Origin of the sequence: Streptomyces sp. AC550_RSS872 (genome assembly GCF_019049285.1) — a bacterium.
Taxonomy (GTDB): domain Bacteria; phylum Actinomycetota; class Actinomycetes; order Streptomycetales; family Streptomycetaceae; genus Streptomyces.
The window spans coordinates 1-17,128 of sequence record NZ_JAGMUL010000090.1 but is presented as its reverse complement, the minus strand read 5'-3'; the positions used below and the strand labels follow the sequence as shown (position 1 = coordinate 17,128).

Genomic DNA, 17,128 nt, shown 5'->3' with positions numbered 1-17,128 from the left:
GGGCTGTGGGCCGGCGACGGCGGCGAGGGCGCCAAGCACTGGCTGAACATCCTCACCGAGATCAAGAACCGCGGCGTCAGCGACGTCCTCATGCTGGTTTGCGACGGGCTCAAGGGCCTGCCCGAAGCGGTCGAGACCGTCTGGCCCAGGACGATCGTGCAGACCTGCGTCGTGCATCTACTGCGGAACTCCTTCCGCTATGCCGCCCGCCAGGACTGGGACAAGATCGCCAAGCTTCTCAAGCCCGTCTACACTGCTCCCACCGAAGAGGCCGCCCTGGAGCGGTTCGCCGAGTTCGCCGAGGTCTGGGGCCGGAAGTATCCGGCAATCGTGAAACTGTGGGAGAACGCCTGGGAGGAGTTCACCCCGTTCCTGCGGTTCGACACCGAGATCCGCCGCATCGTCTGCACGACGAACGCGATCGAGTCGGTGAACGCCCGTATCCGCCGGGCGGTGAAAGCCCGTGGCCACTTCCCCAACGAGCAGGCCGCCCTGAAGTGTGTCTACATGGCGATCATGTCCCTCGGCCCCACCGGCGAGGGGCAGGCCCGCTGGACCATGCGCTGGAAGACCGCCCTAACCGCTTTCGACATCACCTTCGACGGCCGCCTGTCGGCGGCCCGTCAGTAACCCTCAACTACCGCAGTTACACCACTCGTTTGACAGTCCCCCGCGAGGACCTCAGTTATCTCGTGTTGTCGGACGTTCCCGCAGGTCAAGAGGGAGGTGCGGTTTCAGGCACGTGCGGCATGGGTGGGGGCGCGTCAGGCCGGGGTCGTGTGGTTCATGGGCACTGGCCTGACGCGGTTGTGATCCGAGGTGTGGAGCTCAGGTGAGGTGGTCCAGGATCCAGGCGGTGACGGGGCGGAGGATGCCGGAGACGGCACCGCGCAGGGCTGCTCCGGCCAGGGAGAGGCGTTCACGGCGGGTCAAACGCGTGCGGGACATGAAGTCCTCCACAGGGAAGTGTGGTGGGCGGATGGGCAGCCGGCCGGCTTGCTGCCCATACTGGGACCCCTGCGGAGATCGACTCTGAGTTGCGACGGGCCGTCAACGCTTCCGGCTGTTACCGCTGTTCAGGCCATGGCGGGGGGCGGGTTCGGGGACGATGGTGCGATGAGTGGCGACATCGGGGGCGGTCTGCCGGGCCCGAAGGAGAGTCCGCGGCGGCCGCGGCAGCTGACGCGGGCGCGGGTGGGATGGCCGCTGGCGCTGCGCGAGCTCAAGGAACTGCTGTACGAGGTGTACCTGGCGGCGGGCGCCCCCAGCCTGGATGAGATCACCGGGGACTTCGCCAACGACGACACCCTGGTGGGGTCGCCGAGTCGGGACACGGTCCGCCGCGTCATCACCGACGGCGAACGGCCCGGTCAGCAGGCTGATGTGGTGGCCGTGGCCACGGTGCTCGCCCGCCGGGCCGCCTGGGATGTACCGGATGCGGCGGGGCGGGTGCGTGATCTGTGGGTGCAGGCTGGAATGGCGAAGGGGGCGGGGCGCCTGATCAGCGAGCTGCGGGGCGATGTCCGGCTCGTTTTGGACGGGGGTCTGGGGGTCCATCCGGCGTTGGATACCGGCGGTGCGCGCGACCGGCTCGGGATCCTGCCCGTCTATGTCCCGCGGGACCACGACGAGCGCCTGAAGGGAGTGGTCGACGCGGCGACAGCCGGGCGCAGCGGGATTGCGGTCCTGGTCGGGGGATCGTCCACGGGCAAGACCCGCGCCTTGTGGGAGGCCGTCGGAGCGTTGCCGGTCGGCTGGCGGCTGTGGCATCCCCTCAACCCCACCGCCCCTCATGCGGCCCTGGCCGCCCTGCCGGACATCGCCCCGAAGACGGTGGTGTGGCTCAACGAGGCCCAGCACTACCTGACTCCGGAGCCGCTCGGTGAGCAGGTCGCTGCGGGCCTGCGGGAACTGCTGAACGATCCCTCACGGGCCCCCGTCCTGGTGCTGGGCACCCTATGGCCCGAACACTGGGACACCCTGACCACCTGTACCATGCCCGACCGGCACGCCGGCGCCCGCGCACTGCTCAGCGGGCACAAGATCGACGTACCGGACGCGTTCACCACGGCCGACCTGGCCGCACTCGACACCACCGACGATGCCGACCCCCGGCTCACGCAGGCCGCCCAGCACGCCAAGGGCACCCAGATTGCCCAGTACCTGGCTGGCGTGCCTTACCTGATGGACCGCTACCACGCGGCCCGGGGAGCCACCCTGGCCCTCATCCATGCCGCGATGGACGCCCGCCGCATGGGCGCCGGCCTCCACATCCCGCTGGACTGGCTCGTCGGCGCCGCCCCCGGCTACCTCACCGACGCCGAGTACGAAGCTCTCGACGACGACTGGCTGAGCAAGGCCCTCGCCTACGCCACCACACCCTGCAACGGCATCCCCGGCATCCTCACCCCCGTCACCAGCAGCGGCCCTCGCAACCAGCGCACCCGCCGCAGGCTCGCCGCGAGCGGCCGGCCGCAGTACCTTCTGGCCGACTACCTCGACCAGCACGGCCGCCACCACCGCGCCGAGATCATCCCGCCCGTCGACTTCTGGACCACGGCCGCCCAGCACGTCCACCCCGCCGACCTGACCGCACTCGGCTACGCCGCCTTGGACCGCGGCCTATACCGCGACGCCGCCCAACTCCTCAAACACGCCACCACCCACGGCAACCCCTACGCTGGGGCCACCCTCGTCCAACACCTCCACACCCTCCACCCCACCGACCGCCGCCCGGCTCGATGGGCCGCCGCCCACGCCGCCCTCGGCGACCCGTACGCCGTCGTCAAGCTGGCGGGCACGCTGCGGATTGCCGGGGCGTACGAGCAGACCGCCGTACTGCTGGCCCGCGACCCCGCCGCGCACGCCGCCCTCGACAACCCGCAAGCCGTCGCCATGCTTGTGGGTGTGCTGCGGGAGGCGGGGGCGCACGAGCAGGTCACCGCCTTGGCCAAGCGGGCCGCCGCACACACCCCCCTCGACAACCCGCACGACGTCACCATCCTGGTGAAGGTGCTGGGTGCTGCCGGGGCGCACGAGCAGGCCACCGCCTTGGCCAAGCGGGCCGCCGCCCTCGACGACCCGGACCACGTCGCCATGCTGGTGGATGCGCTGCGGAAGGCCGGGGCGCACGAGCAGGTCACCGCCTTGGCCAAGCAGGCCGCCGCACACACCCCCCTCGACGACGCGTACGACGTCGCCATGCTGGTGGATGCGCTGCGGAAGGCCGGGGCGCACGAGCAGGTCACCGCCTTGGCCAAGCAGGCCGCCGCACACGCCGCCGTCAACAGCTCATACGGCATCGCCATGCTGTTGGGTGCGCTGCGGAAGGCGGGGGCGCACGAGCAGGTCACCGCCTTGGCCAAGCGGGCCGCCGCACACGCCCCCCTCGACAACCCGCTCGACGTCGGCATGCTGGGCATGCTGGCGCCCGTGCTGCGGAAGGCGGGGGCGCACGAGCAAGTCACCGCCTTGGCCAAGCGGGCCGCCGCACACACCCCCCTCGACAACCCGCACGACGTCGGCATGCTGGTGGATGCGCTGCGGAAGGTCGGGGCGCACGAGCAGGTCACCGCCTTGGCCAAGCGGGCCGCCTCCCACATCGCGCACGCTGCCCTCGACAACCCGCAAGCGGTCGCCATGCTGGCGCCCGTGCTGCGGAAGGTCGGGGCGCACGAGCAGGTCACCGCCTTGGCCAAGCGGGCCGCCGCACACACCCCCCTCGACAACCCGCACGACGTCGGCATGCTGTTGGGTGCGCTGCGCGAGGTCGGGGCGCACGAGCAGGTCACCGCCCTTCTGGAGCGCGACCCCGCCGCACACACCGCCGTCAACAACCCGCACGACGTCGGCATGCTGTTGGGTGCGCTGTGCGAGGTCGGGGCGCACGAGCAGGTCACCGTGCTGGCTGAGCGGCTGCCTCCGGCAGGAATGTTCGATCTATTCATCAACCACGGAGGACACCGGGAGCAGTTCCAGTTCGGCCGTGAGCCTGATGGGAGTGCCGCCTCTTCGTGGACCTGGAACGACCTGGACTGAACAAGCACAGGGCCCGAAACAGATCACCAGAGCTCATTGATGGCCAACATGCCTGAACCCCTCGGATAGCTGTCAGGCATGTAGCTGCACTCCAACATGTCTCACGTGCCTTCTCCGAACTACCGGGGGCGTCCAGTGATCAGGTGACGGGACGATCAGCCCCGAGGGGAAGGGCCGGTATGGGCCGGAGAACGGCGGTGAACGGCGGGGGTGTTAGCTTCCTGTCCGTGTTAGAACACCAGGATGAGACCAGGGCGGCCTACGACGGGGTCGTCGAGCTCTATGCGTCGATGTTCACTAGTCGGTTGGAGACGCGGCCGTTCGCGCGGAACATGATCGGCACCTTCGCGGAGCTCGTGCGTGACACGGGGAACTTGCGGGTAGCCGACGTCGGGTGCGGACCCGGTCATCTGACGGCCATGCTGCACGACTTGGGGCTGGACGCCTTCGGGATCGACCTCTCCCCGGCCATGGTCGACCACGCTCGGCGGGCCCAGCCGGCGCTGCGGTTCGACGAAGCGCGAATGGAGGCCCTGCCGGTCGAGGACGGCGCGCTCGGTGGAGTGCTGGCCCACTACTCGATGATCCATACCCCACCTGAAGAACTGCCCGCGCTACTCGCTGAGCAGGTGCGTGTTCTGGCACCAGCGGGTCTGCTCCTGGTGTCCTTCTTCGGGACCGAGGGGCCGGAGCCGGTCCGCTTCGATCACAAGGTGGCACCCGCCTATAGCTGGCCAGCGGAGCAGTTTGCCGAGTTGCTGGCCGAGGCCGGGCTCGTCACGGTGGCTCGGTTGCTCCACGACCCAGCGTCCGAGCGCGGCTTCCTCGACACCCACTTCCTGGCCCGCCGCCCGTAGAGCGTGGCCCGTGGCCTGGGGGTGAGGTGGGGTAGGTCATCCGTGTGGATGAAGTTCGTCTGAAGCGTCGCGTTCTGGCCGATCGGTTTGGGTTGTTATCCATCTGAGTCACAGTCAGTCCGCCTTATCCCGGTTCTCGGCTTTCCGAACTACGAGTTCACTGATCGCTGGCATGCCGACAAACACCGGCTCCGCGGCTCTGAAGCAGGGCGTAGGCGAGTCGCGTGTGGCTCGTGGAGGTCCCCGTCGCCGCCAACAGCAGTTCGAGGACATCGCCGACCACGATGTCGTCGATGCCGCCGCCCTTCGCCGCGAGGATGCGGGCCACGGCCTTGAGCGCCTTCGATGTGCGCCGCGGGTCCGGCTGTCCGGGCATGCGTGCGTCACGAAGTTCGGCAAAACCCCTGGGATCGCGGGCTGCTTCGATCGCTTCGCGCAGGTGAGGGGAGAGGCTGCTGGCGAGCCACGGCATGCCGGGACGGATGACATCAGCGCAGACCAGGGCCAGTAGCCCGGACCCGAGCCCCGCCTTCTGTGGCCTCCTGCCGTGAACGATCCCCCAGGCAAGCGGGGCCTCGGTCCAGCCGACCGAGGTGGCGCAGCCCGGGCTGGCGTTCCAGCGTTGCTGCCAGGTCTTCCCCTCGAAGGTCTCCAGCCATCGCAGCAGCAGGCGCACACCGACCATCCGCATCCGGTGGGTGGAGTCCTTGCCGTTCTTGAACGGCGGCCGCTCCAACCTGTGGAGGACCTCCTCGCGGGAGATCCGGGTAGTGGGCCAGTCGGTTCCCGGGCTACGTGGCGGAAACCTCTGCAGCTGGGCATCGATCTCGCTGCCGGCCAGGCTCTTCGCGGTCAGGGCTGGCGGGGTGACGAGCGGGACGGTGGTAGTTGTCACCCGGGGCTCCCGCCGAAGAGGACGTCGAGGGAGTCCCGGTTGTAGGCCGGCGCGGGCGGGGCCGGAGGCGGGTTGTTGCGCTTGTGCTCCTGGCGGGCGTGGTGCGCGAGCCCTGCTGAGATCACGTCGTCCCTGGTGGGCCGGTTGTAGATGTCCAGGGTGGACAGATGCTTATGGCCGAGGATGTGCTGAACGTAAACCGGCGGCATGTTCGGATCGTCGAGCATCAAGAACGTCGCAGTGTGCCGCAGGTCGTGAAGAGTCCAGTTGGCGCCCAGGAGCTCGTTGGCGCGGTTGAACATCATGCGCGCCGCGTCGTACTCCAACGGCCTCCATGGGCGGCGCAGAGTCCACCACAGCGGCTGCGCGCGGCGGCGGGGGACGCCCTTGTTCCAGGATTCTTCCTGGTAGAGCCGCAGCCAGACGAACGCGTCGGGGGTGGCGGGCAGTTCCTGGTAGGCGCGCGTGCCTTTGCGGATCACGCCGATGGTCTGCTGGCCGACAACCGCATCGCCCTGTTTGGCCGTGAGCAGTTCCTCGGCGCGGGCGCCGGTGGCGACCCAGAAGGCCAGGAGGGCACGGTCACGGTGCGAGCGGAGACCCGCGAAGACCTCGGTGTACTTCTCGTCGGGGATGCGTCGCGGGATCCGCTTGGGGACCTTGGGCCGGTAGAGGCCAGTGCGCTGCTTGTTGTGTTCCTTCTCTGGGTTGTGGTGGGCGTTGGCTCGCGCCGAGCGCCGGCTGCGGACCAGGGGGAAGGGATTGACCAGCAGCGATCCGGTGTTGCGCTCCAGGTGGAAGTCGTAGAAGGTCCGCAGCACCGTCTCGCAATGCGCCCGGGTAGTGGGCGCGTACTTCTTGCCGACGGTGGGCTTGCCCGTCACTGGGTTCGGAGATCCCGGCGCCGGACTGTCATGCCGGGCCGGAGGTATCTCAGCAGGGTCCTTGCCGCGGTGACGCCAGTGGACACGTACCGGCTTGTCCGCCAGCTTCATCCACAGCATGAAGTCCCGGGCATCCTCTCGAACCGCGCGGTCCCACTCGATGCCGAAAGCCCACAGGTAGCGCCACCAGCGCAGCAGATCCATCCCGTACGAGCGTGGCGTCAACGGCGAACTGTCCGCTGCCATCAGGTCTCTGAGGTACGTGGCGACAGGCTCGATCGGCCGTCCGAACGAGTCCAGCACCTGATACGGCTCCCAGAGGTCTCCCGTCTCCAGTAACTGGCCTAACTCAGGCAGCACAAAGTTCTTCAGATCCCTGCCGGGACGCTGTTCACCGGACATGCCGGGAAGCTAGCAGAAACCCCAACTGACCTGCGAGAACACGTGAGTTAGTTCGGTCAACGTGCCTGACAGCCAGCCAGTACCAGAGATAATCTCCTCCGACAGGTCGCGGTCGAAGCCCGCGTAGCCGGTCAGAGACACGAAGATCCGCTCGGCTGCCTCGAGGACCTGGTGCACCTGGTCCTCCCCACGCTGTCGACTGGCGTGGGCAGGGAGTTCGGTTCCGACCTCGATACGACCGGCGGCATGTCCGGCACGGAGGCCGCCGTTCGGGACTGCCGGACGGTGCGGTCGGCGATGTGGGTGAGCCTGCCGGCGATCGCTTCGACAGCGCGAAACCAGCCTTCGTGGACCTGGTCGCTGCTGCCGGAGGGAGCCTGCGTGTCCAGCTCGATGACTTCGCCCTGCGCTCCTTCCACGGCGCCGGCCTGGATAGCCGCGATGAGGGTGTGCACCTCAGCCGGGCTTGCCCCCGCGGCGTCGAGAAGCTCGGTCACACGCTGCTCGGCCTTCGCAGCCGTCTCTCTGTACACGGCGATCAGCGGTAACCTCCGCCGTTGTGGGTGCTGGCTCATGGTGTGGATTCCCTTGCGGTGGGCGGTTCGGCTGCTGGTGCGTGCTACCGGACTTCGACGGAGTACGAGGCGCCGGGGAACTCCCAGCCGTCGGTGCCTTCGCCGATGTCCTCGACGATGACGTCGTCGATGAAGTGGTCCTCGAACTCGTCGTCGGTGAGTTCGCCGGCGAGCCAGAGTTCCTCGATCTCGTCCCAGTTGCCCCGGCTGCCGTCGATACGCAGAGGGTTGGCGTCCGGAGTGCCGCGCGTACGTACGTCGTCCCCGGTTTTGACGACGCCGCTGATCTCGTACTGGCCGTCCTTGATGTGGTCGGGGATCGGGTCGGCGGGGACGATGGCGACGTTCTCGTACGCGGTGTGGATGATGTCCAAGTAGCTGCGGCGGACGTTGTACTCCGCGTCGGACAGCCAGTTGACCAGGGTCTTGGTCGTCACGTGGAGGCCAGCGTCGGCCAGGGCCTGCTGCCCGCGGTGGGTCGCGGTGAGCTGGCTGAGCTGGGCGTGCCAGTGCTTGGCGTTATACGACGACAGCCGGTGGCGGGGGGTGACCTGGGAGCGCAGGAGGTCGTTGAGGGCGGCGCCCAGGGATTTGCCGCGGCCTGTGGGGCCGGCCATCAGTCGTCACCCTCGGGAATCATCGCGCCGGGCTGGACGAACTTGGCCTTCACTTCGCCGAAGCCGGTCCCGATCCGGTACGTGGCGGGCGCGATGCCGTCCGGCGTCCAGAAGACGGCCGCGTCGACGTTGCGCAGCGCGAGGAGCTGGTGGCCTTCCTCGACGGCCCTGAAGGCCACGCTCCAGTGACGGACGGACGCCTCGGCGACCATGCTCATGCGCCAGTCCGGCCGCCAGAACGGGGATCGCTGGGAGGGGCGCTTGGGCCACAGCAGACGCAGTGCGATGGACAGCCGGGTCTTGTACGCCTTGTAGGGGTCGCCGCCGACCTGGACGAGCTCGGTACGTGCCTTGCGGGTGGCCTCGTAGAAGGGCTTGAACAGGGACTCGTTGTACTTCCCGGTCCAGGAGTCGTAGATGGTCGGCATGGCACCGAGGTGCTTGTCCCGGACGAGTTTCTCCAGCTGCTTGACGTGGGGGGTGGTGACCCACACCCGGCCGTCCTCGTCGGGACGGTCGATGACCCGCCCCAGGGGGTGCGGCATGTCGGTGCGGGTCCACTCCGGGATGCCGATGAGATAGATGCCCGCCTTCGTCTTGTCGTACGCGTCGAGCGGGCCGGTGTGCAGGAGCTTGTTCGGGGCGAGGGGGACGCCTGAACAAGCGGAAGGGAAGCTGCCGTTGCGGTCGATCAGGCACAGCACGCCCTCGCCGAACGAGTCAGGCACGTCGATCTGGTCGCGCCTCACGCGCTTGCCGTTCGCCCGGATGTAGGGAACACGGGTGACGGTGATGTCCGGGTGGACCCAGCGGGGCTCGCCGTCCATGTGCTCGCTGATCAGCGGCCACGGGCCGCTGTCGCGCTCCTCCTTGCGGATGACGGGGATCGGGTGCATCTTCGAGCGGCCGACCGCGTCCTTGAGGATCTTCAGAGCGGGGAAGACGTGCCCCTCGGGCTCGTCCTCCTCGTCGCCCGGCTTCAGCCAGTCCGCGCCGTCTTCCTCGTCCTCCGCCACGTCGTCGGGGGCCTGTCCGCTGTCCGCCGGTACGTGGACAGGGGCACTGGCAGCAGCGGCCTGCCCGGCGCTTGCGGCGGTGCCGGCGGACACGGGCGTGCCGTAGGCCCGCAGCGCGGAGGCGAGGCGCTGCCCCTCATGCGTGTCCGGCCACTCTGAGACCGTGGCGGCGGCCTGGAGCAGCGACGGCAGGATCCCCTTCAGGGCCTCCTGATCGCCATTGGCAACCGCGGTCCGCCATGCCGCGAGCTCGCGGGTGAGGGCGGCGGGGATCCCCTGCTGGCCGCCGGACGTGTAGGGGAGGGCGGCTTCGGCCAGTTCCAGTGCCTCCGTTCCACCGGCGGACGCCGAGAGCCCCGGGCCCGCCGGGCTGTCGGCGCAGCCGAGGGGGGCGGCTCCTGCGTCGAGGAAGCGGGCGTGGATCAGGTCGGGCTGCAGGTACGCCGAGCCGATCGTGCCGAAGTCGCGCTCCGCGACCGTCACCTGGACCCTGGCAGGGTCCTCGGTCGGCGAGAGCGTCAATGTGACGTCGGCGTCCAGGAGATCCAGGAGTGCGGGATCGTCGCTGTCCACGATGGCGAGTACCGGTACGTGCAGCGTGCGCGCGAGAGTGGCCAGAACCTGGGAGGCGTCCGGGAGACGGTCCCCGGACAGCGGCAGGCGGGCGCTGTGGGCTGCCTGCAGGCGGTCTACGACGACGAGGGCCAGGCCCTCCATGTGCGGGGCGGTCTCCCTGATGTCCTCGGCGGTCAGGTCACTGCCGTCATCGATCATCAGGAGGTCGCCGGCCTGGACGAGTTGGTGGGCGACGTTCTGCTCATGCTCGGTAAGGCGGCCCTGCTTCAGACGCGCATATTCGCCGCCGGTCTCGGCGGAGATGATCCGGCGGAAGATGTCGTCCCGGTTCGGTCCCGAGGCCGCGTACAGGACCATGTCGTGGTCGACAAGCGCCGTCTTCCGTGCGGCCGCCAGACCCAGCAGGCTTCCGCCGACGCTCGGACGAGCTGCCACGAGCGTCAGCTTGCCCCGCTGCAGACCGCCTGTCGAGGTGTCCAGGCCTGGCAGCCCGAAGGTGGGGCCGCCAGCAGGGCCGTCGGTGAGTACGGAACCGATGGCGTCGCCGAGCGTGGCGAGCCTGCGGGGCGTGCTGCCGCGGTCCTGGTTGCCTTGGCTGTTCACCGCACCTCCTGCGGTCGCCGCGCCGGGGTGCGCGGCCGTGTCGGACGAGAGGGCATCAGAAGAGGAGTCGGCGGGGAGCAGCACCGCGACCGGGGTGGTGTTTCGAAGGAGCACCTGCGGTTGGCCCTGGGCCGCCAGCGTGACGAGGTCACCGAAGTCCCTCTGCGCCGTACTCAGTACGTGAGCCGGGAAGGCATCGGTCTTCCTGGCTGCCGGGAACCGGTCCAGTGGCGCCAGCAGAGCGCGCACCTTGTGCTTGGTGATCACCGCGGTGCGCCCCTCTTCTTCGACGAGCTTCACCAGCGAGTACAGCTTGTTCCGCGCCGTGGTCGCGTTGATCGCGCCCTCTTCTTGTGGCGACTGACTCACTCACCCTCCCTGGGACCTCAACTATCCATCACCATAGCAGAATTCACCTAACTAACCGAAAGAGTCACTATGTTTTTTAAGAATTTCACTCACTATTGGTGACTCTGTGGTGGTGCGGGTTGACGAGTCGGGGTGCCGCAGCCGATCAGGAGCGGACAGCAGGAAGGCCGGGACGACCGGCCCCGGCCTCCGCTTCGCACCGTCCGCAGACGATCACACCCGCCGGACCGGCGGACTCAGCTCCCCGTCACCGACTCCTGCTCCCTGGGCTCGTCCTTGTACGCGACGTATCCGCTGGCGGAGTGGGTCTCGAACCTCTGCGCCATTGGGGCTTCTCCCGTCCTAGTCACAGTCGGTCGGTGAACGCGCAGCGGGCGTGCACGGCGAGCAGGCGGGAAGGGGCAAGGGGCGCTGCAGGGGTCAGGTCAAGCGGCCCGTACAGCAGGGCCGATCCCCGATCGCGGGCGCACTCCAGCCACGCGGCCGACACCGGCTTCGGCTCCGAGGCGCTCCAGAGGATGACGGCGTACGCATCGGCGCGCCATTCGCGCGGCTTGTCGGGCACGAGGGTGGCGTCCAGGAGCCGGACGATGCCGAGCAGGGTGCCGTTCGTCTCGTGGACCTTCAGCACCCAGGCCGGATCTTCTTCGGGCAGCCCTTCGGGCAGGTAGGGCTCCCACGCCAGGCGTTGGTGCAGGTCGTCGTAGCCGGCCTCGGGACTCTCGGGGTCTGGGACCAGCGCGACCGAGGCGACGCGGCCGGACCCGGTCAGCGTCATGTCGGCCCGGACGCCGTACCGGGCGGGGTGAGCGAGCCCCGAGAGGTCGAGCACTGTGCCGGGGTCGGCGTCCCCGGGATCATTGTCCGAGGTGGTGAAGGTGAAGGGCGACGCGCTCTCCCGGCCGGTGGTCTGGCCGCGCATGAGGCCGGGGTGCTTGTGCCCGAAGAACGTCCACAGGTCCAGCGCGTCCTCCAGAAGCGCCGAACGTTCCTCGCGGCTCAGCAGTTCGACGCAGCGGACCATGCTGCGGCCGTCGCCCGGAGGCGACGACTTGAGAGCCCGGAAGAACACCTGGCCGGCACGGGAGGCAAGGGAACCCACAAACGGTTCGTCGGCGGCGAGCAGGCTGTAGACGGATCCGGCCGTCACCGCGAGCACGATCGGGTCCTCGGCGAGGAGCTTCGCCGCCAAGGACTGCTGACACGGTGCGCACCGCTCGAGGCACGCGCCGATCAGCGCGGACGCGGTCCGCATGTCCGGCGCGGTATCGACTCCCCAGCCGCCGGGGTTGCCAGGCTGGAGGTCCTGGTTCGACGGCCCGCTGTCGTGCTGGTGGAGGGTGCCGGCGTTGGCGGCGGCGTACGCGGCGCCCCGGGACAGGCTCGTGTTCCTCGCCCTGCTCTTGCGACCGTGGCTCTTGGACATGGCTCTCTCATTTCCCGCGCCCGGCCCCATGATCCGATGCGCGCGACGAAGAGCAGCATGCGGAAGGCTCAACGGCCGTACAGCCGTCAGATGTTGACGTACACCTCGCACTGATGCTGCACAGACCGGACCCTCATTTGAGGGGCCGCGGGCACCTTTGCCGTGGTGCGCCCTGGTCATGGGCCAGGGCGCGGGCTTGGGCCGATGCGTCGGCCGCTGCCCGCACCCTACCGCTGCGCGATCGGGCCGGGGAAGCAATGGCCCAAGCAGCACACAGCGTCTCGTTCCGCGCCCAGTGGGGGTCAGCGGATGCGAGAGTCCAGGTAGCCATTGATCCGCGCGACCTCATGGCGCATCAGTTCCGCCAGTTGCTGGCCTGCCCACAGTGCGAACGTCAAGGCGATCTCCCGGGCGTCCTCGACGGCGTGGTCCTGCCGGACGTAGTGCAGGTACGGTACGCCGATCCGGATCAGGCGCTGCCCGGCGGGCCCGTCCGGTCGAGTAGCCAGCTCATCCGCGACGACCGACATGATCTCCACGGCCGTGGGGCCGGCCGGGTGCGCGTGCATCTGGCTGTGGCACACCTGGTCGCCGAATTCGCGCAGCCACTGGTCGAGCCGGTCTCTGTCCTGGTTGAGCTGGCCGTAGAGGTAGCCGCACAATTCGACCGCGAGCCATTCGGCCAGCAGCAGTGAGTCCTCCCGCAGGGTGTCGGCCGCGTGCCAGTTCTGCAGCACGGACGTCAGGTCGTTGTACATCTCCCGGTTGGGCGGTGGCGGTTCGTCGTGCTCGCGGCGGGCGGCGTGGTCGAGCGCGGTCGCCCTGATCAACGAGAAGGCCGTGGTGCGCGGTTCGGGTCGGATTGCGGTCTCAGTCATCACGGGACTCCGGTGGATGGGTATCACGGGGTCGGTCGTCGATGCGCGGGCCCGCGGCGGCTGCTCGGCCTCCACGGTGCCCGGTTCGTCCGTCGTCACCGTCCGGCTGTCTGCCTCTGGGTGGGGAGCGCCGCGAGCGGGGAGCGGCGGCCCTTGGGGGTCGCGCGGACGGCTGCCCAGTCGATCCGGCGGCTCCGAGTGACGCGGTCGAGGTCGGCCTGGCGGTAGAGCAGGACAACGTCGTGCTTGTTCCACGAGGAGCGGGCGGTGGCCGCGTGGGTGAGGAGACCGGAGCGGACAAGGTGGTCGAGGTCCGACTCCCGGATGCCGAGCAGCGCGGAGAGCTTGAGGAAAGGACGGAGGAACTCGAAGCAGCTCGGGCCGCCAACAGGGAGCTGACCCGTGTGTTGAACCAGCCTCAGTAGACCGTATGAAGCGTTGGGAACGTGACCGTCCGGGAGTACCGACGGTCACGGTTTGTAATTCCCCACCCCTACACCACAGTTCCTCGTGGGGACGGCGACCACGGGTGATGCTGCTGGCTGCGATCGAACGCTGTGTGATGGAAAATCAAAGATGGAAAAGTGCTGCCCCTTGGGGAGGTGCCTGGCGTTCACGATGGCGGAATGAGAATACGGCAGCGGGTACTGGTGTGGGCAGCAACGATCACCGGTGGACTGACACTGGTGGGGCTGGGGGTCTGCTTTACGATCACTGGCTTGGATCGGGCGGACAAGCTGGCCAGCGTGATCGGGGCCTTCGTGAGCCTCGTCGGGCTGGTGTTGTCGGTCTACGGGGTGGTCCTCACCCGGCGAGGATTGAGCCAGCTCCAGCCTCCGCTGCCGGGAGCACAACGTCTCGAGGATGTAGATGCCGGGCGGGGGATCGACGTGGTGGACGGGATCTACGGCAACATGCGCCTCGGCGTACCGGCTCCGCCACTTGTACCTTCAACCCCACCCTTGTCGACAACGGCGGCTGCGGTTTTGGGTGAGCAGTCAGTAACCAAGGTGCGGGCCAACGGCAACATCCGGGTGATCCGCGGTGTGAGGGGCGATCTGGAGGTCGGTCCGTGATCACCCAGGTCTGGCCGAAACCGCCCACTGCTGGGGGACAACGGGTCGACTCGACCGTGGTATTGGGCGATGTGATCCAGGTCCAAGACGTCGGCGGCAACGTCACCGTCACCACCGATCGGCCGCCGTACTGGGTCGAATCCTGGAGCGCTGCGAAGGTCATACTGCCGGCCGAGCAAGCGCGGGCTCAGCCCAGCCGACTGCTGCTGGCCCGGCATCAGACGGTGCAGTTCATCGGCCGCGACGCCCAACTGCGCCGGTTGGCCGAGTGGATGGGTAGGTCCGAGGCGCCGCTGTCGGTGCAACTGGTCTACGCCGCCGGTGGGCAGGGCAAGACGCGACTGGCCGCTCACATGGCCGTTGGATGCGCCGCCGCCGGGTGGGCGGTGTGGCGGGTGACTCACACACCGGTTCCGTCGGTCGGCAGCAGCCGCGTCGCCCCGCCGAGTGGAGGTGGGGTGCTGGCCTTGGTGGACTACGCCGACCGGTGGCCTACCTCGCACCTGCTCGCACTGCTGAGCAACCTGCAGAACCTAACCATGTCCACCACAGCGGTGGTGCGGGTGCTGCTGCTGGCCCGCTCCGCCCGGCCGTGGTGGACCACCATCACCCATCTACTGGACAGCCAGTACGGCATCCCCACCAGCGCCTGGGTGTTGCCGCCACTGGGCGAGCAGATCGACCGGGAAGAGCTGTACCGGCAGGCCCGGCAGGGGTTCGCTGATGCAATGGGGATTCCCGGCATCGACAACCTGCCAAGCCCGCCCATGCCGGACGACGCCTTCGCGCAGGTCCTTACCGTCCACATGGCCGCACTCGTCGGCGTCGACGCCCACCACCGTGGCACTCAGCCCCCGAGTAGACCCCATGCCCTGTCGGCGTATCTGCTGCGCCGCGAACGGGCTCACTGGCACCAGCTACACGCCCGGGCCGAGGATCCCAGACAGACCAGCCCGGAAGTAATGGGCCGCGCCGTGTACATCGCTACGCTGACCGGGGCGATGACGCGTCACGATGCTCGCACCGTCTTGCGGCAGGCGGAGGTAACCGAGCCTTCTGTCGACGCAATCATCGATGATCATCGGTTCTGCTACCCGCCAGGCGATCGGCATACGGTATTGCAGCCGCTGTACCCCGATCGGCTCGGTGAGGACTTCTTCGCACTGACCACGCCTGGTCACGCCTTCGATGACGATGACGACGGCTGGCAATCCGATGACTGGGCCGCCACCGCCGCGCAACGTCTGCTCACCACCAAGGAGGCCGCATCAGCGGGGTGGGGCTCGGCGGCGATTACTGTCCTGGTGGAAACCGCCCACCGCTGGCCGCACGTCGCTTTCAACGTACTCTTCCCGTTGCTTGAGCAACGGCCTGAGCTCGCGATGGCTGCCGGAGGCGCCACCCTCACCCGCCTCATAGAACTCCCCTTCATGGAGCTTGCCGTCCTGGAAGCCATCGAGGCAGTCTTGCCTGAAGAACCCCAGGTCGACCTCGACGTAGCAGCAGCGGCTCTCGCGCTCCGGCTGATCCCGCTCCGCCTGGCCTTCACGACCGAGCCTGCAGACCAGGCGCGCCTACATGTCATTGCCTCCTCGCGTCTGGCCAGCGCTGGCCGTTGGGAGCAGGCGCTGGCGGCGGCTCAGAACGCAACCGACCTGTACAGGCGGTTGGCCGAGGACAATTGGGGCGTCTACGGACGCTGCCTCGCCGGATCACTCAACAATCTCGGCAATCGCTTGGCCGACCTGGGCCGCTCGAAGGATGCCTTGACGGCGGCTCAGAACGCCAGCGATCTATACCGGCGGTTGGCCGAGGACAACCCGCAAACGGGTACCTTTGACCCCGATTTCGCTAGATCGCTGTCCAATCTCGCAAGTCGGCTGTCAGACCTCGGGCGGCACCAGGAATCCTGGGCCGCAGAAAAGGAAGCGGTGAATTTGTGGCAGCGGTTGGCCGAGAACAGCCCGGACCCGGGTACCTTCGACCCCGATTTCGCTAGATCGCTGTCCAATCTCGCAAGTCGGCTGTCGAAACTCGGGCAGCACCAGGAAGCATTGGGTGTCGTCGAGGAAGCAGTAGACATCCGGCGGCGGTTGGCCGAGAACAACCGCGCCGTCAACGAACCCGATCTTGCGCTATCACTGGCTAATCTTGCTGTCCTCCAGTCCGATTTGGGGCAGCTACAGAAGGCATTGCCCACAGCCGAGGACGCCGTAGGCATCTACCGGCGGTTGGCAAAGGCCAACCCGGCTGTCTACGAACGCAACCTGGCGCAATCACTGACCAATCTGGGGACATTCCTGGTTGGTTCAGAAGAGCAAGAGAAGGCTCTGATCCTATTTGAGGATGCCGTCGACATCTCGCAGCGACTAGCCAGGAGTAACCCGTCCGCCCACGAACCCGACCTCGTGGTGCCGCTGTTCAACCTTGCCAGGTGCTTAGCAGATCTTGGGGAGCGCGAGGAAGCTCTGGCTCGGGCCAGCGAGGCGGTCGGTATCGCACGACGGTTAGCGGAGAATAGTCCGGTCGGCTGGCGCCCTCGCCTCGCGAAGTCGCTGTGTGGATACGCGGAGGTGAGCGTTAAGATAGGCGCCAAGCTGGCAGAGGCGAGCGAGGCAATACAGGATTCAATCAGCATTTATGAGCCACTTGTCGTCAAACGACCTCAGGCGTTCGCCGCCGAACTGTTGCGGGCGTACCACACCCTGGCCGATGTACTCGATGGCCTGGGGCACCCCGACGTTGCCTCAGAGGTGCGCCGCCGGGTGTACAACGCAACGGCTACTTGATGACCAGACAGCAGGCGATTTGGGGATCGCTTACTGACCTTGAATGCGTGATGTCGTCATGGTGGCTGGCGTCGGAGGCCGGTGCCGGTGAGGCAGCCGTCGAGGACGTCGGGACGGTACTGGAGCT

12 protein-coding genes are annotated in these 17,128 nt (G+C 68.0%); 5 read left to right on the top strand and 7 right to left on the bottom strand.

What is annotated here, in order from left to right:
- The 3 genes from KUM44_RS28605 to KUM44_RS28595 all read left to right on the top strand — a co-directional run.
- Positions 1-630, top strand: a 630-nt coding sequence (locus KUM44_RS28605) for an IS256 family transposase (protein WP_217212462.1), incomplete at its 5' end; no start/stop codon positions are given.
- Between the two features lie 486 nt (positions 631-1,116).
- A complete protein-coding gene (locus KUM44_RS28600; protein WP_217212460.1) occupies positions 1,117-4,038 on the top strand; it encodes a hypothetical protein in 2,922 nt (973 codons plus the stop codon).
- A 227-nt stretch (positions 4,039-4,265) separates the two neighbouring features.
- Positions 4,266-4,895 carry a class I SAM-dependent methyltransferase gene (locus tag KUM44_RS28595; protein ID WP_048580527.1) on the top strand — a complete coding sequence of 210 codons (630 nt, stop codon included), beginning with the start codon at positions 4,266-4,268 and terminating at the stop codon, positions 4,893-4,895.
- A 157-nt stretch (positions 4,896-5,052) separates the two neighbouring features.
- On the opposite strand, the gene KUM44_RS28590 is transcribed toward KUM44_RS28595, so the two are convergent.
- The 7 genes from KUM44_RS28590 to KUM44_RS28560 form a co-directional block, all read right to left on the bottom strand.
- Complete coding sequence (locus tag KUM44_RS28590; RefSeq protein ID WP_217212458.1) at positions 5,053-5,790, bottom strand: hypothetical protein; 738 nt, start codon at positions 5,788-5,790, stop codon at positions 5,053-5,055.
- On the bottom strand, positions 5,787-7,076 hold the full coding sequence (locus KUM44_RS28585; protein ID WP_254390248.1) for a site-specific integrase: 1,290 nt from the start codon (positions 7,074-7,076) through the stop codon (positions 5,787-5,789). Before KUM44_RS28585 ends, KUM44_RS28590 begins: the two co-directional genes overlap by 4 nt.
- Positions 7,077-7,207: 131 nt before the next feature.
- Positions 7,208-7,651: a hypothetical protein gene (locus KUM44_RS28580; RefSeq protein WP_217212456.1), complete on the bottom strand. Its 444-nt coding sequence runs from the start codon at positions 7,649-7,651 to the stop codon at positions 7,208-7,210.
- A gap of 44 nt (positions 7,652-7,695) precedes the next feature.
- Positions 7,696-8,268 carry a hypothetical protein gene (locus tag KUM44_RS28575; RefSeq protein ID WP_217212454.1) on the bottom strand — a complete coding sequence of 191 codons (573 nt, stop codon included), beginning with the start codon at positions 8,266-8,268 and terminating at the stop codon, positions 7,696-7,698.
- The gene (locus KUM44_RS28570) at positions 8,268-10,832 is read right to left on the bottom strand and encodes a type II toxin-antitoxin system prevent-host-death family antitoxin (RefSeq protein WP_308402747.1); all 2,565 of its coding nucleotides are present in this window, start codon (positions 10,830-10,832) and stop codon (positions 8,268-8,270) included. The genes KUM44_RS28575 and KUM44_RS28570 overlap by 1 nt, the downstream gene beginning before the upstream one ends.
- Before the next feature lie 346 nt (positions 10,833-11,178).
- Complete coding sequence (locus KUM44_RS28565; RefSeq protein WP_217212452.1) at positions 11,179-12,258, bottom strand: hypothetical protein; 1,080 nt, start codon at positions 12,256-12,258, stop codon at positions 11,179-11,181.
- A gap of 302 nt (positions 12,259-12,560) precedes the next feature.
- On the bottom strand, positions 12,561-13,136 hold the full coding sequence (locus KUM44_RS28560; RefSeq protein WP_217212450.1) for a hypothetical protein: 576 nt from the start codon (positions 13,134-13,136) through the stop codon (positions 12,561-12,563).
- Positions 13,137-13,762: 626 nt separating this feature from the next.
- Here KUM44_RS28560 and KUM44_RS28555 point away from each other — a divergent pair.
- The gene (locus KUM44_RS28555) at positions 13,763-14,212 is read left to right on the top strand and encodes a hypothetical protein (protein ID WP_217212448.1); all 450 of its coding nucleotides are present in this window, start codon (positions 13,763-13,765) and stop codon (positions 14,210-14,212) included.
- Positions 14,209-17,001: a tetratricopeptide repeat protein gene (locus tag KUM44_RS47295; RefSeq protein ID WP_217212446.1), complete on the top strand. Its 2,793-nt coding sequence runs from the start codon at positions 14,209-14,211 to the stop codon at positions 16,999-17,001. The genes KUM44_RS28555 and KUM44_RS47295 overlap by 4 nt, the downstream gene beginning before the upstream one ends.
- The last annotated feature ends 127 nt before the right edge of the window (positions 17,002-17,128 follow it).